This window comes from Colwellia sp. BRX10-4 (genome assembly GCF_014077465.1).
Classification (GTDB): domain Bacteria; phylum Pseudomonadota; class Gammaproteobacteria; order Enterobacterales; family Alteromonadaceae; genus Colwellia_A.
Genome location: NZ_JACGVZ010000013.1, coordinates 58,836 through 79,453, shown reverse-complemented (window position 1 = coordinate 79,453; position 20,618 = coordinate 58,836). Strand labels below are relative to the sequence as shown.

At 38.5% G+C, this 20,618-nt stretch carries 15 protein-coding genes; 9 read left to right on the top strand and 6 right to left on the bottom strand.

Features of this window, described 5'->3' with window-relative positions; translation table 11 throughout:
- The first annotated feature begins 359 nt into the window (after positions 1–359).
- Positions 360–1,184: a hypothetical protein gene (locus H4J67_RS11745; protein WP_182172238.1), complete on the top strand. Its 825-nt coding sequence runs from the start codon at positions 360–362 to the stop codon at positions 1,182–1,184.
- Positions 1,185–1,412: 228 nt separating this feature from the next.
- Here the strand turns inward: H4J67_RS11745 and H4J67_RS11740 are convergent, their stop codons facing one another.
- Positions 1,413–3,596, bottom strand: a complete 2,184-nt coding sequence (locus H4J67_RS11740; RefSeq protein WP_182203824.1) for a prolyl oligopeptidase family protein — start codon at positions 3,594–3,596, stop codon at positions 1,413–1,415.
- 191 nt (positions 3,597–3,787) lie between these two features.
- Here H4J67_RS11740 and H4J67_RS11735 point away from each other — a divergent pair, with 191 nt between their 5' ends.
- Together H4J67_RS11735 and H4J67_RS11730 are read left to right on the top strand one after the other, a co-directional pair.
- On the top strand, positions 3,788–4,633 hold the full coding sequence (locus H4J67_RS11735) for a carboxylate/amino acid/amine transporter (protein WP_182172243.1): 846 nt from the start codon (positions 3,788–3,790) through the stop codon (positions 4,631–4,633).
- 213 nt (positions 4,634–4,846) lie between these two features.
- Positions 4,847–5,281: a GNAT family N-acetyltransferase gene (locus tag H4J67_RS11730; RefSeq protein WP_182172246.1), complete on the top strand. Its 435-nt coding sequence runs from the start codon at positions 4,847–4,849 to the stop codon at positions 5,279–5,281.
- Positions 5,282–5,354: 73 nt separating this feature from the next.
- Here H4J67_RS11730 and H4J67_RS11725 read toward each other — a convergent pair whose 3' ends face one another.
- On the bottom strand, positions 5,355–6,236 hold the full coding sequence (locus H4J67_RS11725) for a LysR family transcriptional regulator (RefSeq protein ID WP_182172249.1): 882 nt from the start codon (positions 6,234–6,236) through the stop codon (positions 5,355–5,357).
- 132 nt (positions 6,237–6,368) lie between these two features.
- Between H4J67_RS11725 and H4J67_RS11720 the strand changes: the two genes are divergently transcribed.
- Complete coding sequence (locus H4J67_RS11720) at positions 6,369–7,550, top strand: acyl-CoA dehydrogenase (protein ID WP_182172252.1); 1,182 nt, start codon at positions 6,369–6,371, stop codon at positions 7,548–7,550.
- Entirely contained in the window at positions 7,550–8,791 is a 1,242-nt protein-coding gene (locus H4J67_RS11715) for a CaiB/BaiF CoA-transferase family protein (protein ID WP_182172255.1), read from the top strand. Before H4J67_RS11720 ends, H4J67_RS11715 begins: the two co-directional genes overlap by 1 nt.
- A 35-nt stretch (positions 8,792–8,826) precedes the next feature.
- On the opposite strand, the gene H4J67_RS11710 is transcribed toward H4J67_RS11715, so the two are convergent.
- Positions 8,827–9,648: a sterol desaturase family protein gene (locus H4J67_RS11710; protein WP_182172258.1), complete on the bottom strand. Its 822-nt coding sequence runs from the start codon at positions 9,646–9,648 to the stop codon at positions 8,827–8,829.
- Positions 9,639–10,103 (bottom strand): SRPBCC family protein, encoded by a 465-nt coding sequence (locus tag H4J67_RS11705; protein ID WP_182172261.1) that lies wholly within the window; start codon positions 10,101–10,103, stop codon positions 9,639–9,641. The genes H4J67_RS11710 and H4J67_RS11705 overlap by 10 nt, the downstream gene beginning before the upstream one ends.
- Before the next feature lie 97 nt (positions 10,104–10,200).
- On the opposite strand from H4J67_RS11705, the gene H4J67_RS11700 reads away from it, so the two are divergent.
- Entirely contained in the window at positions 10,201–11,208 is a 1,008-nt protein-coding gene (locus H4J67_RS11700; protein ID WP_182172264.1) for an AraC family transcriptional regulator, read from the top strand.
- A 165-nt stretch (positions 11,209–11,373) separates the two neighbouring features.
- Here H4J67_RS11700 and H4J67_RS11695 read toward each other — a convergent pair whose 3' ends face one another.
- The gene (locus H4J67_RS11695; RefSeq protein WP_182172267.1) at positions 11,374–14,613 is read right to left on the bottom strand and encodes a TonB-dependent receptor; all 3,240 of its coding nucleotides are present in this window, start codon (positions 14,611–14,613) and stop codon (positions 11,374–11,376) included.
- Positions 14,614–14,919: 306 nt separating this feature from the next.
- Between H4J67_RS11695 and tkt the strand changes: the two genes are divergently transcribed.
- Both tkt and H4J67_RS11685 read left to right on the top strand, forming a co-directional pair.
- The gene (tkt, locus tag H4J67_RS11690; protein ID WP_182203822.1) at positions 14,920–16,914 is read left to right on the top strand and encodes a transketolase; all 1,995 of its coding nucleotides are present in this window, start codon (positions 14,920–14,922) and stop codon (positions 16,912–16,914) included.
- A gap of 239 nt (positions 16,915–17,153) precedes the next feature.
- Entirely contained in the window at positions 17,154–18,791 is a 1,638-nt protein-coding gene (locus tag H4J67_RS11685) for an endonuclease (RefSeq protein WP_182172273.1), read from the top strand.
- Positions 18,792–19,036: 245 nt separating this feature from the next.
- Here H4J67_RS11685 and H4J67_RS11680 read toward each other — a convergent pair whose 3' ends face one another.
- Positions 19,037–19,612, bottom strand: coding sequence for a TetR/AcrR family transcriptional regulator (locus H4J67_RS11680; RefSeq protein ID WP_259368581.1), 576 nt, complete (start codon positions 19,610–19,612; stop codon positions 19,037–19,039).
- A gap of 267 nt (positions 19,613–19,879) precedes the next feature.
- Here H4J67_RS11680 and deoD point away from each other — a divergent pair, with 267 nt between their 5' ends.
- Positions 19,880–20,584 (top strand): purine-nucleoside phosphorylase, encoded by a 705-nt coding sequence (gene deoD / locus H4J67_RS11675; protein ID WP_182203820.1) that lies wholly within the window; start codon positions 19,880–19,882, stop codon positions 20,582–20,584.
- Positions 20,585–20,618 lie beyond the last annotated feature (34 nt).

The following is a 20,618-nucleotide window of genomic DNA, read 5'->3' as shown; positions in this document are numbered from 1 at the left end:
CGATGCTGGTTATCTGTTTTACCTTAAGTGTCTATATGACGCTTGCAAAAAACACCACTTATTAGGCCACCCATAATAACTTATTCTGTTTTGTTTTAATAAACTAGACTTAAGTTACCTTTATTAAGTCTAGTGATTTTTATACCTAAACCTAGTTCATAACAAATTAGTTTATTGGATACTCTTTTTTATCACATTTTCAGTCGCACGGTACGCAAGGCTTTTTTTTGGTTTGATAATGAAAAGGGGGCATAACTTGTATTTATAGAAAGTTTTTTAATGGAATTTAGCGACTTACTTCAAATGGTAAAGTCACTAAAAATTTTTAAACATATAGTTTAATAAATCTGGAGAACAACATGAAAAAATTTACTACGTTTATAGCTCTCTGCATTATTTTAGTGTCGTCTATCATCACAACATCGTATGCCAATGATCAGATAACAGACAAACAAATTTATCAGTTAATGGATAAGTCAGGGATAACCCAGTCAATTGAGGGACTACCGTTACAATTGCAAGCGATGGGTCAACAAATGGCTTTAACGGCTAAAAATCCAGTTGAACATGAAAAATTTATGCAAGTGTTTGCATCGTCATTAAATCCTGATGTGATGCTAAAAAAAATGACTGAAAACATCAGGAAGAATATTTCATTAGCTGAACTACAGCCGATTCTTACATGGTTGGATAGTGATCTTGCCTCTCGCGTTGTAAGTGCTGAACTTCAATCTACTGATCCAATGTTTCAGCAAAATTTAATGCTTTATATGGCTGAGTTGCAATCAAGCCCGCCATCTCCTGAGAGAACAAAAGTAATTATTAATTATGTTGAGTCATCAGAAATTGTAGAACAAGGGATGAATTTGATGATGGCGATGTTAGAAAATATGTTTGAAGCGTTGAAAATCACCCAACCAGAAAATGTTGAGCTTGCCACGCAACTCGATGCTCAATTAGAACAAATGGCGGTCAATATAAAGCCATCAATGGAACAGCAAATGGTTTTAACGTCATATTTTATTTATCGTGAAATCAGTAATGAAGATTTAAATGAATATAGTAATTTTTATAAGCAAGCTACCGGGAAAAAGTATTTGTCGCTGATGGTCGGTGCTATTGGCGATGGAATGAATGATTGGGGTACATTACTTATTCATCAAATATCAAAAGACAAAAGCTAGTGCTTTAAGGTTTTGGGTATTTATTTACCCATATTAGCCTCGCAAGGTACTTTAAATAAAGGTACAGAAACAATGTTCCTTATAGCTATTGATGGCAAGACTTCGTTACTGCTATTAATAAAAAGTCTGTTTAACCACGTTAAACAGACTTCAAAAAACCTGCGGTGATAATTAGACAAGTGCTACGAATTATCCTGCCACTATCATCAGTGTTACGCTATAAAACTGTTAATTATTTGCTAACTTTTGCATTAAATAAGTATGTTGCAGTGCGATTCGCTTGGCGGTTTCTTTAAGGTTGGCAGCAGCAGAGTGCCCACCATCAATGTTTTCATAGTATAAAAATTTATGCCCTTGATCTTCCATGCGTTTCGCTACTTTTCGAGCATGTCCCGGATGAACACGATCATCTTTTGTCGATGTTATAAAGAAGACTTCTGGATAATCTACAGCAGGGTCAATATTATGATAAGGCGAAATGCTTCGTAAAAACTTACCTTCAATTTCGTTTTCAGGGTCGCCATATTCGCCCATCCATGAGGCACCTGCTAATAGTGTATGATAGCGCATCATATCAAGCAGGGGCACAGCACATATTACCGCATTGAATAAATCAGGACGTTGGGTAAACATCACCCCCATTAACAAGCCTCCATTTGAGCCACCTTCGATACCTAAATGCTCAGGAGACGTTATTTTTTTTGTGATTAAATCTTGAGCGACAGCAATAAAGTCATCATAAATACGTTGGCGATTGGTTTTTAAACCAGCCTGATGCCATTTAGGTCCATATTCGCCACCGCCTCTAATGTTGGCTAGGACATATACACCGCCTCTTTCTAACCACAACTTTCCACGAGTAGCGGAATAACTAGGGTTTAGAGAAACTTCAAAACCGCCATAGCCATACAAAAGCGTTGGGTTTTTACCATCTAACTTTGTATTCTTGTGTCGAACCACAAAGTAGGGGACTTGAGTACCGTCGGTTGAAGAAACAAAAAATTGTTCACTGACCATGCTTTCAGCATCAAACCAGCTAGGTAAAGATTTCGCTTTAGCTTTTTCACCTGTTGCGGTGTTATAAGTATAAAGTGTGTCAGGGTTAAGAAAGCTCTCTGCTGAAATAAAAGCAATTTCTTCTTTACTGTTGGTACTGCCAATAGAGACGGAACCATTAGCTGGAAAGTCTAATTTTTTAGAGGTCCATTTACCGTCATGCCAATCGAATTGATGAGCAGAGCCGGTTACATCATGGTAGATGCTCATCAGTACTTTAGATTTTGTGACGCCAAAGTTACCAATTGAAGATTTTTCATCAGGACTAAAAACAAGGTTAACAAGGTCAATTTTGCTATCATTCATAAAATCATCAATATTAAAGCTGACTAAGTCGCCTAGTTTGAATTCACGCCAGTTTTCGTTTAATTTGACAATCATTTGCCCTTTAAACTCACCACTTAAATTTGATTTTTTAGGTATTGGTAATTTGATTTTTTCACTGATGCTGCCATCACTTTTACGTGGAAACCAATAATACTCGGTATCATAAAAGGTTAATGCCCGGGTAGTAATAATTTCGCGGCGGCCATCACTTAGCTCTGTTATACCCCCCCAATAGCCAACATCTGTTTGCTCGCCACGGTCAATTTCAACGGCACTCGATAACGCAGTACCGCGTTGCCATAGTTTAGAAACCATAGGGTAACCAGATGTTGTCATGGTGTTTTCACCAAAATCAACCCCGATAATTAAGGTGTTTTTGTCTAGCCAATCTATACTGCCTTTGCTTTCTTGGGTGATAAAACCATCGGTTACAAAAGTTTGAGTTTTGGTATTAAACTCACGTTGAATAACGGCATCTTTACCGCCATCAGAAAGGCTGACCATGCAAATTTCGTAATCAGGTGAAAGGCAGTTATTGCCTTTGTAGACCCAGTTTTTATTTTCACTTTTTGACAGAGCGTCAAAGTCTAAAACAGTTTGCCAAACCGGAGTGTCTGAAAGGTAACTACTGAGGGTCGATTTTCTCCATATCCCCCTCTCATGTTGCTCATCTTGCCAAAAATTATGCACTTCTCCATTTCGATAAGACGCGTATGGAATTTTGTCTTTACTGTTAACAATTTCCAACACTTCGCTATTCATTTTTTCAAATAGAGGGTCTGCCATTAGGCGGTCGAGGGTGCGGGTATTCCAGCTTTTTACTTCAGTTAATGCTTTGTCACCTAAAACTTCCTCAAGATATAAATGATCTTGGTCAGTTTTACCTAAGGTGTCATAGGTAATAGTTTTATCAAGGTTTTCCACTTTCATTACGGGGGCCTTATTGGGTTCTTTATCATTTTGGCAAGCGGTGAGTGAAAGTGCTGCGCATAAAAACAGGGTTTTCTTGGGGTGATTCAATACAGACATAGTTCCCTTCTGTTAAGATTTTGCTGAATATGCATCAATATAAACAGAGTTTGGACTTACATACAAGTCGCAGCTTGAATAATTGATTTTGCTTGGTTTGGTCTTTATATTGCTTATTGCTCTCTTTTATTGTTTATACCGTAATTAATAACAGGTAGACTGCGGCAATTAATTATTTAACGATAGATTTTATGGGCTATTTATTTGCAGTTACTTTGCTTTGGGCATTTTCATTTAGTTTAATCGGCGTTTATTTGGCAGGGCAGGTTGATGCATGGTTTAGTGTGCTTATGCGGATAACGCTCGCTACCTTAGTTTTTTTACCTTTTTTGAAATTAACACAAATACCAAAGCCCTTAGCGCTAAAGCTTATGATGATAGGCGCTGTGCAACTTGGCGTTATGTATAGCTTTTATTATCATTCCTTTTTATATGTATCTGTACCAGAAGTCTTATTGTTTACGGTAATGACACCTATCTATATCACGCTATTAAATGATGCCCTTGAAAAACACTTTAACCCTAAGTTTTTTCTAACTGCCGTTATCGCCGTTGGCGGCGCAGTAGCTATTCGTTATGAAAGTATTAACAGTAACTTTTGGACAGGCTTTCTGCTTGTGCAAGCGGCCAACATTTGTTTTGCAACCGGACAAGTCACTTACAAACGTTTAATGGCTAATAGCAAGTTAGATGATAAAACGGTCTTTGGCTGGTTTTTTATTGGTGCATTAATCGTTGCTGTTGTTTGCTATACCTTATTCGGCAATTCAGATAAATTACCCAGTACAGCAACGCAATGGGGTGTCCTTATTTACCTAGGCATTGTAGCGTCGGGTTTAGGCTACTTTGGCTGGAATAAAGGTGCTACCTTAGTCAATGTCGGTGCATTAGCCGTGTTGAATAATTTACTTATTCCTGCAGGTATTATTGTGAACGTACTTATTTGGAACAGAGATGCTGATCTAGTGAAGTTAAGTATTGGCGCGGGCATTATTTTAGCTGCATTATTATTCAACCATATAAGTAATAGAGAATAGTATTTATAAAGCCGGTACTTGCTGTTAGATTCAATGTGCGACTTTATTAAAAAGAACAATGACTAAATTTAGTTGTCTGAGAGAATGAACAGCGCTTTATAACATGCTTACAGTTTCTCTTTTATTAATAAAAGATGATAAAAAATTAGTCATTATTTTACGATAATAGACGACAATTGTTAGCCACTTGTTGTGATATTAAATAAGGAATATATGCAGAACTTTTCATGGGTCTTCGACCAAGCCGACATTGATTGGCAGCAGTTATCAAGGTTATATCGTATTGCGCCTTTAGGTAATAAAGCCAAAGACGACCTTAATATTGTCTTTTCAAACAGTAAGTTTAAGTGCTTTGTTTATGAAAAACAAAAGCTTATTGGTGCAGGGAGAGCTTTAGCTGACGGACTTGATTGTTCATATATATGTGACGTTGCTATTCATCCTGAATATCAGGGGATGGGGTTAGGGCGTAAAATGATTAATCAATTAGTTGAGCTATCTTTCGGACATAAAAAAATAATATTATATGCTAATCCGGGTAAAGAAGGTTTTTATAAAAAGCTTGGCTTTAAACAAATGAATACGGCAATGGCTATTTTTAGTAATGAACAGCAGGCAATCGATGTTGGCATATTAAGTTCAACATAAGGGCAATCTATAAAGACCAAAACAACGAAGATGATTTTTCTATGTTGCCTAAGCCTAAGCTAAGCAAAAATACTTAGTTGATGGGATCGAGTGTAGAGGTTAAACAAGTCATAAAGGCTTTACTCGCTTTAGAAAGATAATGATTTTTTTTCCATGCCAAACTCAATTTAAAGGCGAGTTTTGGTTCAAACGGAATTGAAGTTATCTGCTGTTCATTTTGCAAAATACGTGACAAACAGGTGGTGATACCGACTTCATTTCGAACCAATGATTTTTGCAGTTCAATAAGATTCGTTTCCATACGTATGTCTAATGATAAGTTATGCGCTTTTGCATAATGACTAACCACTTCACGTAAAAAATAACCTTGATGAAACAACACCAGTGGTTCTTGACAAAATTGTGCCAATGATAAAGTTTCTTCTTTTGCTAGCGGGTGTGAAATCGCCATAGCAGCAACAATTTCCTCATCAATAAGCTCGGTATAACGCAGTTGTTGATTCTCTAAATCACCGCGGATCAAGGCTAAGTCGAGTTCGCCATCCATTAACATTTTCTCGAGTGCCGCTGTGCCTTGGTCAATCAAGTGTATTTTTATTTTTGGATACTGTTGCTTAAATGCCGTTAACACTTTCGGAAAGTAATAAGATCCCATCATCGCGGAAACACCAAAGCGAATGGTACCTCTTTCTAAATCTTTCAGTTCTTCTAACTCTAATTCAACTTGTTTTGCTTGGCTTAATAATTGTGTTGCCAGTTTATAGAGCACTTCGCCTTCAGCGGTTAATAAGGAGTTTTTATCGGTACGATTAATTAGTTTTAAACCAACCTCTTGTTCTAGCTTTTGAATAGCTATACTCAACGCTGGCTGAGCAATACCTATTTTATGTGCAGCCCGAGTAAAATTGCCTAATAAGGCTAATTGACAAAAATATGCTAAACGCTTTAAATTCATATTAAGCCTGTATATAAGAGAAAGTTATGATAAATATAATAACTATATATTATATTTATTTTTATTTTGAGGATAGAGTTAACGCATAAATAAAAAATTTAGCGCATAACCACCTACTAATGGAGTTACCTGATGAGCGACAAATTAACGCCTTTCAACTGGCAAGACCCGATGTTCCTTGATAATCAATTAACCGAAGAAGAGCGTATGATACGCGATACGGCTTATGATTATTGCCAAGAAAAATTGATGCCCAGAGTACTCGAAGCCAATCGACATGAACATTTTGACCGAGAAATAATGCGTGAATTAGGTCAATTGGGTTTACTAGGGGCTACTTTGCCTGCTAAGTATGGTGGCAGTGAAGTTAACTATGTTAGCTATGGCTTAATCGCTCGTGAAGTAGAACGCGTTGACAGTGGCTATCGTAGCGCGATGAGTGTGCAATCATCACTCGTTATGCATCCTATCTATGCCTATGGTACACAAGAGCAACGGATGAAATATTTACCTAAACTTGCTTCCGGCGAATGGGTGGGTTGTTTCGGGTTAACTGAGCCTAATTCAGGTAGCGATCCTGCTTCAATGAGCACGCACGCCAAGAAAGTTGAGGGTGGCTATGCTTTAACAGGCAGTAAAATGTGGATCACCAATTCGCCTATCGCTGATGTTTTTGTTGTTTGGGCAAAGTTTGAGGGGATAATCCGCGGCTTTGTGCTTGAAAAAGGTATGGCAGGGTTAACGGCACCGAAAATCGAAGGTAAATTTTCTTTACGTGCTTCAATCACCGGCGAAATTGTTATGGATAACGTTTTTGTACCCGATGAAAATATGTTCCCAGAGATTAAAGGCTTAGCAGGGCCTTTTGGTTGTTTAAATAAAGCGCGCTATGGCATCGCTTGGGGCTCTTTAGGGGCTGCAGAGTTCTGTTTTAATGCCGCAAGACTTTACACGATAGACCGTGAGCAATTTGGTCGCCCCTTAGCTGCTAACCAATTAATTCAAAAGAAACTTGCCGATATGCAAACTGAGATAAGTCTTGGTTTACAAGGTTGCTTACAAATGGGACGGTTAATGGATGCGGATCAATGTCCGGTTGAATTAATTTCATTATTGAAACGTAATAATTGTGGTAAGTCACTTGATATTGCTCGTGTTGCACGTGATATGCACGGTGGCAATGGCATTAGTGATGAATACGGGGTTATTCGCCATATGATGAATCTTGAAGCGGTTAATACCTATGAAGGTACACATGATGTTCATGCCTTAATTTTAGGTCGTGCTATTACCGGTTTACAAGCTTTTTGCTAATGACAGATACTCCTACAAACGCAAACCCTCCATCGGCATTAGCAGGTATCAAGGTAGTCGATTTAAGCCGGATACTTGCGGGGCCTTGGGCCTCGCAAATGCTCGCTGATCTGGGGGCTGAGGTGATAAAAGTTGAACGGCCAAAAGTAGGTGATGACACCCGCTTTTGGGGACCTCCTTTTGTAAAATCCCAAGCAACCAGTCAACCGCCACAAGCGGCGTACTTTCATTGCGCTAATCGTAACAAAAAATCTATTGCCATTGATATTCAATGTCAGCAAGGTCAACAGATCATTAAAGATTTAGTGGTGCAGTCAGACGTTTTTATTGAAAACTTTAAAGTCGGTGATTTAGCTAAATATGGTTTAGATTATGCTGAGTTGAAAAAAATTAATCCTAATTTGGTGTATTGTTCAATTACTGGCTATGGGCAAACGGGTCCTTATGCTCACAAACCCGGTTACGATGCCATGATACAAGGCGAGGGTGGCCTGATGAGTATTACCGGTGAACAGCAAGGCAGTCCAATGAAGGTTGGGGTTGCAGTCGTGGATATTATGACCGGGCTATATAGCTGTAACGCTATTTTAGCCGCTCTTATGGCTAGGCATCACACCAAGTGTGGTCAATATATTGATATGGCTTTACTTGATGTTCAAACAGCAATGCTGGCTAATCAAGCGATGAATTACTTAACCACTAATGAAAACCCGCCGCGATTAGGTAATGCACACCCAAACATCGTGCCCTATCAAACGTTTACCACCCAAGACGGTGACTTAATTTTAGCCATCGGCAATGACAGCCAATTTTCAAGGTTTTGTCATTTGTGTCAGCTAAACGAGTTTGCAGCAGACGACCGCTATAGCACGAATGCTCAACGGGTTCTTCATCGAGACGATGTCGTGTCGACATTAGCTAAAAAAATTAAGACACAAACAACGCAGTGGTGGATAGCGCAACTTGAATTGATATCAGTACCTTGTGGACCGGTAAATACTCTAGAGCAAGTATTTGACCATCCTCAAATAAAACACCGAGCTATGGTTAAGCAACTGCCAAACGATGATGGCGATTTAATCGATGTTGTGGCATCACCCATTAATCTGTCGGCGACACCTCTGCAATACCATAGTGCAGCACCCGAGTTAGGACAGCATACCTACTTTGTTTTAAAGGATATGCTTAACTATGATGATGCCATTATCTCAAGTGCTTTTGAGCAAGGTGTTGTTGCTTAGTCGTAAGAACCAGCAAAGCTTAGCGGTTATCTCACTTACTTCTCTTTAACGGAGCTGGTCGGATAACCAAAGAGTACCTTCAGTTTTGCTTTCATGCCTTTACTGGTCAACATACTGCTTATTAAATAACGCCATTGATGAAAGGTAATCGTCAGTGGGTTATTACTGTGCAGTTGTCCAACAATACCGTATTTACAAGGTTTTCCAGATTCTTCTTCGGCAAAGGTGCCAAATAATTTATCCCAAATAATCAGTACCCCAGCAAAATTTTTATCCAGGTAACCCGCATTTATTGCATGGTGAACCCTGTGATGCGATGGGGTATTAAAAACTTTTTCGAACCACCCTAACTTATTCACAACTTGAGTGTGAACAAAAAATTGATAAGCCAAATTAAGTGCGACTACAGTAAATGCGGTAATGGGGTCAAAACCTAGTAATATCATCGGCAACCAAAATAGCCACATACCGGCAAGCGGATACATTAAGCTCTGTCTAAAGGCGGTAGTAAAGTTCATTTTGGTCGAACTATGATGAACCACATGCGCGGCCCATAACCAATGAATATGGTGAGATGCCTTATGAAACCAATAATACAAGAAGTCTTGCAAGATAAAGGCACCAAAAATACTGATAGGGTTTAGCGCTATATCAAAGAGTCGATAATCATAAAGCCAATAAAAAAAGGGCATTAAAATCAGTAAGGCGACAGCATCTGCACCTTGATGCATCAGAGCCAGTGCCGTGTTGGCGAAGCTGTCTTTGATATCGTAATAACGGCGATATTTAATAAATTCTAACGTAACAAAAATAATAAAGACCGGGCTTAGCGCCAGTAAAATAATTTCTATGGACATACTCTGTCACCTTTAAAGTGTAACGCTAATTTTTTAAGTGCTTGCACTAAATCTTTTCTAATAAAAAAAGCCAGTATAAAGCTCGGTAACCACCAGGGGGCTTTGCAGCTAATATGGTAGGTAACTTCAGTGGTTGCGGGAATGCGACTATCTTTAGCAAAATCATTTTCATTAAAATAAATGTCGCCGCGATGCTCTGCAACGGGTTTATTACCTATTATTTGATAACTTATATGGTGATGGTCAGCGCTAATAATACGCTCGGCAAATTGAATGCCACTGATTTTTATTTGCCTAATAGCACCTTTGCCACCTTTTAGTTCATCTTTATTTTGTGGTTTAATCAGGCTAAAAGTTGCATCAAAAAAACGACTTAATTGCTGGTGCTCTAGCAAGGTCTCGCAAATTTGTTGCGGTGTTGCATTAATATGCTGTTTTAAGGTTATTGATATCATAGTTACCACCACCACTCTTGATAATTACCACTAGTATAAAAAAAACTTCCGTGGCAGACTTGCTTATTGATGACCATTTTTTAGCTTTAGGTGACAAATGACCACGTTGGCCGATCATTACTATACAAGTTGTCTTGATTACCTTGAAACGCTTGGTTTAGAGAGTCAAAGTGTTTTATCGGCGATAAACTTTGATGAATACGCTAATAAGCAAGCGCAACAGTTAGCGCCTCGCATTAGTTTAAGCAGTTATAATGCACTGCTTAATTATGCGCAACAGACTTTAAATGAGCCAATTTTTGGATTTAAATTAGGCCAGCAAATCAGAGCCGCGGATTTTGGTGTGTTGGGTTATCTCATCGAATCGAGTAATAATTTAGCAAGCGCAATTTCATCGCTGTTAATTTATGACCGTTTGGTCGCCGATATCGGCAAGGCTGAATTTGAACAACAAGAAGATATCGCTATTATTCGTTGGTTGCCAAACGCAAGCTGCAGCGCGCAGGCTATTTTACGTAATATGACGGCTTGGGTTAGTGTTATTCGCCAATTGCTTAACTCCCAGCTTTCACCTAGTTATATTTTTTTTACTGAGTCTTGGCCTGATATTGAAATAAAGAGACTCGCTGACTGGTTTAACTGCCCGATTAAAACTAATGCACAATATAATCAAATTATCTTTCCTAGTAGCTATTTAGCACTGCCTTTTAAAACTGATAACGCCGCTATTAATTTAGCACTTAAACAAGTATCGGCGCAGCAATTGTCAGGTTTTAAAAGCCAACAGCGCTTAGCCGAGAAAATAAGCCATCTCTTGATGGCTAAAAATGATTTGGACGATTGCAATTTAATACGCACAGCAAGTGCTTTAAACATGACAGTTCGAACGGTGCAACGTCAGTTAAAACAACAACAGACCTCGTTTGCTTATTTACTTGAAAGCGAACGCAAAAGGCGGTTACAAGGCTATATGGGTAAATATCCCTTAGGTACTATCGCCTTAAAACTTGGTTTTAACGATCAAAGTTCTTTTAATCGCGCATTTAAACGTTGGTATGGTTGCAGCCCTCTGTATTACTTAAAATATAAATTAATTAAAACATAAGCTTATTCTTTTGGGGGTCGCTAGATAAACCCCAGCAGGTAATGATATTTGTGAGCATTCTTATCAGTTAAAAGTTAGCCGTAAAATAAAAAAACGGCTTTGAATTAAATCAAAGCCGTTCGATTTTTATACAAAACTGTTATTAAGCAGTTTTACCGATTGGTATTAGAATTTGTAGTTAATGCCTACCTTCATCTGCCAACCAGATGAGCCTAATACCGTTTGATCGTAACTGCGAGTATCAGAGCCATTATAAACTTTATCTATTTTATATTTACCATCACCATCTAAACCAGCAAAATCATAAATAGCTTGTTGTGGATAGCCCATTCGCTTTTCAACACCCCAGTCATCATTTAACATGTTAGCAAAATTGTTGACCATCAAGAATACTTCACCTTTATGACCTTCTGCAAAACCTGGGATCTGTTGCTTAATGCTGAGATCCATCGTTGTTACCCAAGGTTGTGTGCCAGTATTACGGTCAAGAATTTCACCTCGTTCACTAATACCTGCTCGGTCTAAGAGTGCTTCTAACTCGTTCCATTTCATTCCCGAATCGGTCCAATTTACATTTGGATCTTCAGCACCTGTTGGAATGTACGCTAAGTAAGCCGAGTTTGAATAAAAGTCGCGAGTATCACCTAAGTCTTCATCTTGATAGTTACCGGTTACCCAGCTAAATGGGCGGCCTGAACGACGTTCAAAGAATAAATTGATATTAGTTTTATAACCAGCAAAAAACTCAGTTTCATAGCCTAAGTTAATTTTTAGGTTATGCTCAACTTCATAATTACCACGAGCAACGAAATCAATATTACGGCTTTTAACAACATTATTTTTGTAGTTACTTTGTGCGCGTGATGATGAGCCTGCGTGATTTTCTTCGATATCTTGATGAGCGTAAGACATGGTCATACTTAAGCCGTTGTCCCAACGCTTTGCTAGCGCTGTTGAGAAGATAATAGAGCGACCATTGCCTTGCGCGTTAGTCATTTGAATATCAAAGTTATCCTTTACATCACCGGTGTAACGGCTTTCATAGATTAGACGCTCACCATCAGCAGCGGTAATAGGATAAAGTAATGCGGTATTTTTCCAAACAGCTTCATTTTCTTTAACATGGTACATCAACTCTGTTGACCAGTTAAAGTTTTCGCCTAAGCCATCAATGTCAAAAGTGTAATCTGCGGCAATGCGGCTACGCCAACTTGAAGGGAGTTTGAAATTCGGGTCAGTATAGTTTGTACTACCAGCGCCTTTTTCAAGTGAGCTGATTATTTCGCTAGGAACATTGAAGTCAATCTCAACAAGTCTATCTTTATAATAATCTTCAACCGCTTTACTTGATGCAGCAACCAGCGTAATACCGTCATTTTGAAATGGGTTGTTATACCAAACATTTGGGATACCACCTTGAAAACGACCAATACCCGCAGAAAGTGTTAGTTTTTCAGAGAATCTCCATTCAATATTAACCCGTGGTAAGATAATATCTAAACCGTCAAGATTTTCCTGGTTAGTGTAACCGTAAGTTTCTTGAAATTTGCTATTAAGTGTTGGTTTGTCGCTTGATGATAATCGTTCATAACGAACACCTGCAGTAACATTGATATCGTCTGTTAGGTCGAAGTTGTCTTCAATATAAAAGGATAGTTGGCTACGTGAAACATCGTAAGCAAGGTCTTGAGTATCGCCGGTATAGGAATTTTGATAAGTAAATTCGCCATATCTAGCTAAATCACGTGCGGCAAAATCTTTAAAGCTTGCAAACTCCCAAGACCCTAGTGAATTAGCCCCAAATAAGTTGTATAAGTTTAAATCTTCATATTGGAGACCAAAATTAATTTCATGGTCATCCATCAAGTAAGTCGCATCTAACGACAATGTCAGGTTTTGAGTGGCTGATTCATTGGCATGACGGAACTGGTCTTGTCCAAAAACAAACTGTGGACCACGATATTCTGTAATAGCGGTTATTTCACCAATATCACTATTAGTATTGCTATCTGTTGCAACATCTTTGTAGCTTATGCCCATTTCAGTACTGAAGTCATTAGTCCAATCTGAATAAATTTTAGTGGCGAAGTTATTAAATGTAGTTGCATAAGTATAGCGGTTTGATGCCATGCTAACGGTTGTACCACCGGTACCGGCATTACGCTCATCTTGATCATCTTGCCATTGGTAGGTGAAATCAAGTCGGTGATCATCATTGATGTTCCAGCTTAATTTAGCTAATAACGTTTCATTGGTGTCTTCTTGATCGCCACCTAAAGAATCAGTGCGGCCATAAACATCACCTAAAATTATATTGAAGTCATCAAATTGCTCTTGAGAAATATCGTATTCATGGGTAGCGCCGCTCCCTTGGAAGCCATAATCCATGGCCAACTCACTCGACCAATTACTATAGTTAACAAAGAAAAATAGTTTATCTTCTATAATAGGGCCGCCAACGTTAAAACCAAAACGTGATTGTGTTTTGATAGGGGCAACCGTTTTCGTAACAAATGTTTGATGGTCATCATCATCTAATATATTGCGTACTCTGGGGTTCTTTTTATCGACGTCTGAATCAGTATAATAAACTTCAGTTGCTATATCTATTGTTTGAACATCACCAGCCATGTCCGGTGTTGAAGTTTCTGCAAAGCCTGAAAATTTAAATTCATTAGATCCCGATTTAGTAACTGCATTAATGGTACCACCACCAAAGTTACCTTTTTGTGCTGAAAATGGTGACACATCGACTGATATTTGCGCAATAGCATCTAACGATATTGGTGGTTGCTCTGTTGGGTAGCCACCATAGTTAAGTCCAAAGTCATCATTCTGGCCAATACCATCAACGGTTAAACTGTTTGAACGTGGGTTACCACCAGCAATAATTAACTCGCCGTTACCGTTAATACTTGCTAATGGGTTTAAACGGGCAATGTCTTTAATATCGCGGTTAAAACTTGGCGTATTCTGAATAAGCTCTGCCCCAAAAATACTGCTTGAACCACCTGATTTTTGAAGAAAACTTGAGCCTGTTACCTGAATACGTTCAATATTATCTGCTTGTAGCTGTTGGCTAATACGATGGGTATCACCAAGATTAAGAAAAATATTATCTAAAGTGGTATCACTGTAAGTGTCAGAATCAATAATAACAGTATAAGGACCACCAACACGTAAACCTTTAGCGGTAAAGGTACCTGTGGCATTTGTCATAAACTCACGGCTGGTTTTTGAAGGCTCATGAATAACGGTGATTTTAACATTACTAGCGGCTTCGCCCGTAGGGCTTAGGATTTTACCTCGCATTGAAGACGAGGTATCTGCAGCCATTGCAGAAGTCGATAAACCAACAGCGATTACAATCGCACTGGCTATTTTTGACAGTCTTAGTTTGTTCATTTTATATTTGTTCCCTAAGTTTTTAAAAAGAACCAACGTTATTCTGTAACATTTTCATTGAAATATCAGTGATCCGTTAGTTCAAATAATCTCTATAAAATAATCAACGTTTCAAATAATTATTTTTACTCTTAAGCTTTATTTAGCAATATTTTTCAATATCGAGCAGCATTTTTCTTCTATAGAGTCATCACTAAAATAATACTATCTTGTCATATGTGTCAAGTTTTTCTTGACCAATTGGACAAGAAAATACTATTTTAAATAATAGTATCATAAACAATGAAACCAAAAGTAGGAGTAATCATGTTGCCACGTAAAAAATTAGCTAATGCCATTAGAATATTAACAATGGATGCCATTCAAAAAGCAAAGTCGGGTCACCCAGGTGCACCAATGGGCATGGCTGATATAGGCGAGGTGTTGTGGCGGGACTTTCTTAAGCATGATCCCAATAATCCGCATTGGTGTGACCGTGACCGTTTTGTACTTTCTAATGGTCATGGCTCTATGTTGATTTATTCACTATTACATCTGTCAGGGTACGACTTATCGATAGATGATCTAAAAAACTTCAGACAGTTGCATTCCAAAACTCCGGGTCATCCAGAGTATGGCTACACTCCAGGTGTCGAAACAACAACAGGACCATTAGGTGCGGGCATTTCTAATGCAGTTGGCATGGCAATAGCAGAGAAAACGCTTGCCGGTCAATTTAACCGAAGAGGGCATCAAATTGTTGATCATTTTACTTATTGCTTTTTAGGTGATGGCTGTTTAATGGAAGGAATTTCGCATGAAGTGTGTTCGTTAGCGGGTACCCTTAAATTAGGCAAGTTAATTACCTTTTGGGACGACAACGGTATCTCTATCGATGGCGAAGTTAAAGGATGGTTCACCGACAATACACCTGAGCGTTTTTCTGCTTATGGCTGGCATGTTATTTCTGTTGATGGCCATGATGCAACGGCCATAGCAAGTGCAATTGAGCAAGCAAAAGCAGTCACTGACAGGCCAACCATGATTTGTTGTAAAACCGTTATTGGTTTTGGCTCTCCTAATAAGTCTGGCTCTCACGATTGCCATGGTGCACCTTTAGGAGATGATGAAGTTGCCGCTACTCGTAAATTTTTAAACTGGTCTGATGAAACACCTTTTGCTATCTCTGACGATATTTATGCTGACTGGGATCATAAAATAAAAGGTCAGCACAATAGCGATAATTGGTCAGCAAAATTTACAGTTTACAAAGCAGAACACCCGACACTTGCGAACGAATTTCAACGCCGAGTGATTGATAAAGCCTTGCCGGTAGCATTTGAACAAAAAGCGAATGATTATATTCAGTTATGTCAAAGCAAAGCCGAAAATATTGCAACTCGTAAAGCTTCACAAAATACCATTACGGAGTTTGCGGCCATGTTACCCGAAATATTGGGTGGTTCCGCTGATCTCGCGGGGTCTAATTTAACATTATGGCCAGACGCTAAAGGTATAGAAAGTGATGTCGCAGGTAATTATATTTATTATGGTGTTCGTGAATTTGGTATGAGCGGCATAATGAATGGTCTTTCTTTACATGGCGGGTTTATTAATTACGGTGCTACTTTTATGATGTTTATGGAGTACGCTCGAAATGCAGTTCGTATGTCAGCGCTAATGGGTATTCAAAATATTTTTGTTTACACCCATGATTCCATTGGACAAGGAGAAGATGGCCCAACGCATCAACCGATAGAACAGCTAACCAATTTACGTACCACACCTAACCTAACAACTTGGCGTCCTTGTGATGCCACTGAATCTGCTGTTGCTTGGAAAATGGCGGTTAAAAATCAAAAAGCACCGAGTGCATTAATTTTTTCACGTCAAAATTTATCAGCCATACCTCGCAATGAATCACAGTTAGCAAATATTGAAAAAGGTGCTTACGTACTAGCCACTTGTCAAGGGACACCTGAGGTTATCTTAATTGCGACGGGCTCTGAAGTAGAACTTGCTTTAGATGCTGGCAAAGTACTGACCGCGCAAGGACAAAAAGTACAAGTTGTTTCTATGCCATCAACCACTATATTTGATGCGCAAAGTAGCGATTATAAAGAAGAAGTATTGCCAGCTGCTGTGACTAAGCGTGTTGCTATTGAAGCCGCCCATAGCGATTTTTGGAGAAAGTATGTCGGTTTAAGTGGCGGCGTTGTTGGCCTTAGTTGTTTTGGAGAGTCAGCACCGGGCAAAGTGTTAATGGAGTACTTTAATTTTACTGTTGATGAGGTTGTTAAAACGGTTAAAGCTTTGCAATGATAGTTTAACAGTAATGCCACAGCCGTTAGATAAGAATTTATGCTGTGGTATTAATATACAATCTGCATTATTACTTTTTGTTATTTGTTGACTACTTGGTTAAGATTATTTATCTTGGTGTCGTGTCAAATTTGCACGGCATTTGTGCAAGTTTTATTCGGGTATTATTACGGAGCTGCAAGCATTATGGAAAATATAGGGAGTGTTACCATTATCTAATAAAAACATAAGGTATATAAATGAACTATAAAAATAATATTGCTGCTTTATTACTCTGTGCTACCAGCCATTATGCTGTTGCAGATGTTAATAATGGAAGTTTTGAAACATGGTTAGCAGGCTCCCCCTCGGGTTGGACGACGATTGATTCTGGTATTAGCGTGAATAAAAATACCACTATTTTTCAAGAAGGTTTGAGTTCAGCTGAAATTACCGTTAATACCGGTACGCAAGGTTCTACCGACATTCAACAACTGGTTAGTGTTGTCGCAGGACAAACTTACGAATTTTCTGTTTGGGTTTACCATACAGAAGGAAGTATCAAAGCGCGTTTATATATCGATGGCTATCAGGGCTACTCGAATGAAAGTCTAGTTAATCAATGGCAACAAGTTACCCATAGTTATACCGCCAGCTCAACATCAGATATTGCTGTTGGCTTACGTTTTTACGACATTGCCGGTTTTGATGGTTCTGAAATTGTCTATGTTGACTATTTTCAACCTACTCAAGCATCGGGCGGTGTGACCGGCAGTTGCAGTACCAACAATGTGACTTTTAGTTTAACCACAGATAATTACGGTTACGAAACCAGTTGGACATTAACCAACACGAGTAATCAAGAAGTTGCTAGTGGTAATAATTACGAAAGTTCGACCAGCTATAATGAAAGTTATTGTTTAGCGGATGATGATTATACTTTTACTATTAATGATACTTATGGTGATGGTATTTGCTGTACATACGGCAATGGCTCTTATGAATTTTCTCTTGGTGGAACTGCATTAATTAACGGTGGTGACTTCAACAGCAGTGAAACCAAAACCTTTACTTTAGGTAACACAGGCGGAATTCCAGGTGGAGGAGGCAGTGGCTCAGGCACTTATTCTGGTACCTATTATGACGGCATTAGCTCGACATCAGGTTACCCGTTAAAAACAGAGCTTTATAATTTAATCAAAGATCATGCAAATCAAGGCTATTCAGCACTGTGGACCTTCTATGAAAACCATTCTTTGGATGTTTATTTTGAAAATGATGGCTCTATTTTAGATATCTATTCTGAAAATCCGCTGACGAGTGACAATTATAATTTTATCAAAGTCACCAATCAATGTGGTAATTATAGCGGTGAAGGCGGTTGTTATAATCGAGAACATACTTTCCCAAAAAGCTGGTTTGGCGGCAAAGTAGAGCCAATGAACTCTGATGTTCATCATATCTATGCTACCGACGGTTTTGTTAACTCGAAACGCGGTGGTTTCCCTTACGGTGAAGTTGCCACAGCATCTTTTACTTCAACTAATAACAGTAAATTAGGCTCAGCAACCACGACTTTAGGTTATAGCGGTACTGTGTTTGAACCCATTGATGAATTTAAAGGTGATTTAGCCCGTGCACAATTTTACATGGCCACACGTTATGAAAACTTGATTGGCAGCTGGCAGAATAATTCAGTGTATGGTGATGCTATTTTAGATGGTAGTAGTAATCAAGTTTTTGAATTATGGCAATTAGAAATGTTATTGCGTTGGCATACTAATGACCCGGTCAGTCAAAAAGAAATAGATCGAAATGAAGCGGCACTTGGTCATCAAGGTAATCGTAATCCTTTTGTTGACCATCCTGAATATGTTGACAGTATCTGGGGGAACTAATTAAGGGAAATTCTCTTATTCATTGCTTTTAAAGCATTAGGAAACTTAGTTAACAAAGTAACGTTAAGGCATTTCATTTTCAAAGGTGAAGTGCCTTTTTTATGTTCAGGATGAACGGTATGTCACGGTCACATGGATGTGAAAGAGAAACGATGTTCAGGATGGCCTCTCTCAGACATCCTGTCTTTCAAGGCATTAGTGCATAATATTGCACGTCTAGGTTTATCTTTATCAGTGTAATTTTTTTATTTACTGATACCACAACCTTTAAGAATTATCTGCGTAAGGGTTTTAGCCACTTGTTCAAAGTCTTCATTACTTAACTTACCTTTACCCATGGCTGCGGTAACTTGTGGGGCAAAATCAGCATAATGTTGCGTGGCTCCCCAAATAGTAAAGAGTAAATAAAGTGGGTCAATGGGGTCCATTTTACCTTGCTTAATCCAGCCTTCAATAGTCGCTTTAACCTCATCTATCCAAGTTTTAAAACTGGTTTTTAAGTATTCCTGCAAGCGAGGAGCACCGTGTATAAATTCACCGGCAAATATCCGTGATGCTTCAGGATTAGTCTTTGAATACATCACCTTAGCAAGAATATAATCACCTAAAACTTTAGCAGGTTCTTCAGTCGAGGTAATAATGGATGAATCCCATAAGCTAAGAATTTCTAATAATATATCAGAGTAAATAGCTTCTTTATTTTTATAATAATAATGAACATTTGCCCGTGGGATACCGGCGCGTTCAGCAATGCCTTTTATTGATGCCCCTTTAAAACCATGCTCTAAGAAATCTTGCTCGGCAGCTTTTAAAATGATCAATTGATTCTTTTTTCTGACCCGCCCAGTTGATGACGTGTTTGGTTGTTGATTCTTTATTATTGGCATATTAATCAATCATCTTTACAGGATTTATTAGCAGGGTGGCAAATATAAGCTATTTCAACAATAAAGTTAATAGTCAATTTAGGGTTTAATTTTAGCAGAATTATGATTTTACTTGACACTGGTGTCAGGTTATTTCTATTATGTGATAATAAGTAAGTATAAAATAATTAAAACATCTCTGAACTATTAGGAAAATTTATTATGCCAACACCACATATCTCAGCTAATGTCGGAGATTTTGCCGAAACGGTTATCATGCCGGGTGATCCCTTACGTGCAAAATTCATCGCAGACAACTACCTAACTAATGTTAAACAGGTCACCGAAGTTAGAAATATGTTTGGCTATACGGGTGAATACAAAGGTAAACGTATTTCGTTGATGGGCTCAGGTATGGGGATCCCATCTATGTCTATTTATGCAACTGAGCTTTACCGAGATTATGGCGTCGAAAATATTATTCGTGTTGGTAGCTGTGGTTCAATTCGTGACGATATACAACTAGAAGATATCGTTATAGCTATGGGTGCCAGCACCGACTCTAATGTTAATCGCCAACGATTGAATAATTATGATTTTGCGGCTATAGCTAACTATGAGCTACTAGAAAAAGTGGTTAGCACCGCGAAGCGGTTAGGCAAAACGCCGAAAGTCGGCAATGTTTTTTCAGCTGATTTGTTTTATGTACCAGAATTTGAAGTATTCGCGAAGTTAGAAAAATATGGCATTCTTGCGGTAGAAATGGAAGCGGCTGGTCTTTATGGCGTTGCTGCTGAATTAGGTAAAAAAGCGCTATGCCTGCTAACAGTAAGTGATCATATTAAAACAGGCGAAAAAATGTCAGCAGAAGATCGTCAGTTAAAATTTGGCGAAATGATTGAAGTTACTCTAGAAAGTATTCTTTAGTTTTAGCACGCATATTTGTATAGGTAATTAACCA

Excerpts from the sequence above, each read along its gene's own strand:
- deoD (WP_182203820.1), top strand. The coding sequence starts at position 19,880 with ATGCCAACACCACATATCTCAGCTAATGTCGGAGATTTTGCCGAAACG.
- H4J67_RS11735 (WP_182172243.1), top strand. The coding sequence starts at position 3,788 with ATGGGCTATTTATTTGCAGTTACTTTGCTTTGGGCATTTTCATTTAGT.
- H4J67_RS11720 (WP_182172252.1), top strand. The coding sequence starts at position 6,369 with ATGAGCGACAAATTAACGCCTTTCAACTGGCAAGACCCGATGTTCCTT.
- H4J67_RS11740 (WP_182203824.1), bottom strand. The coding sequence starts at position 3,596 with ATGTCTGTATTGAATCACCCCAAGAAAACCCTGTTTTTATGCGCAGCA.
- tkt (WP_182203822.1), top strand. The coding sequence starts at position 14,920 with ATGTTGCCACGTAAAAAATTAGCTAATGCCATTAGAATATTAACAATG.
- H4J67_RS11715 (WP_182172255.1), top strand. The coding sequence starts at position 7,550 with ATGACAGATACTCCTACAAACGCAAACCCTCCATCGGCATTAGCAGGT.
- H4J67_RS11685 (WP_182172273.1), top strand. The coding sequence starts at position 17,154 with ATGAACTATAAAAATAATATTGCTGCTTTATTACTCTGTGCTACCAGC.
- H4J67_RS11705 (WP_182172261.1), bottom strand. The coding sequence starts at position 10,103 with ATGATATCAATAACCTTAAAACAGCATATTAATGCAACACCGCAACAA.
- H4J67_RS11745 (WP_182172238.1), top strand. The coding sequence starts at position 360 with ATGAAAAAATTTACTACGTTTATAGCTCTCTGCATTATTTTAGTGTCG.
- H4J67_RS11725 (WP_182172249.1), bottom strand. The coding sequence starts at position 6,236 with ATGAATTTAAAGCGTTTAGCATATTTTTGTCAATTAGCCTTATTAGGC.
- H4J67_RS11730 (WP_182172246.1), top strand. The coding sequence starts at position 4,847 with ATGCAGAACTTTTCATGGGTCTTCGACCAAGCCGACATTGATTGGCAG.
- H4J67_RS11695 (WP_182172267.1), bottom strand. The coding sequence starts at position 14,613 with ATGAACAAACTAAGACTGTCAAAAATAGCCAGTGCGATTGTAATCGCT.
- H4J67_RS11700 (WP_182172264.1), top strand. The coding sequence starts at position 10,201 with ATGACCACGTTGGCCGATCATTACTATACAAGTTGTCTTGATTACCTT.
- H4J67_RS11710 (WP_182172258.1), bottom strand. The coding sequence starts at position 9,648 with ATGTCCATAGAAATTATTTTACTGGCGCTAAGCCCGGTCTTTATTATT.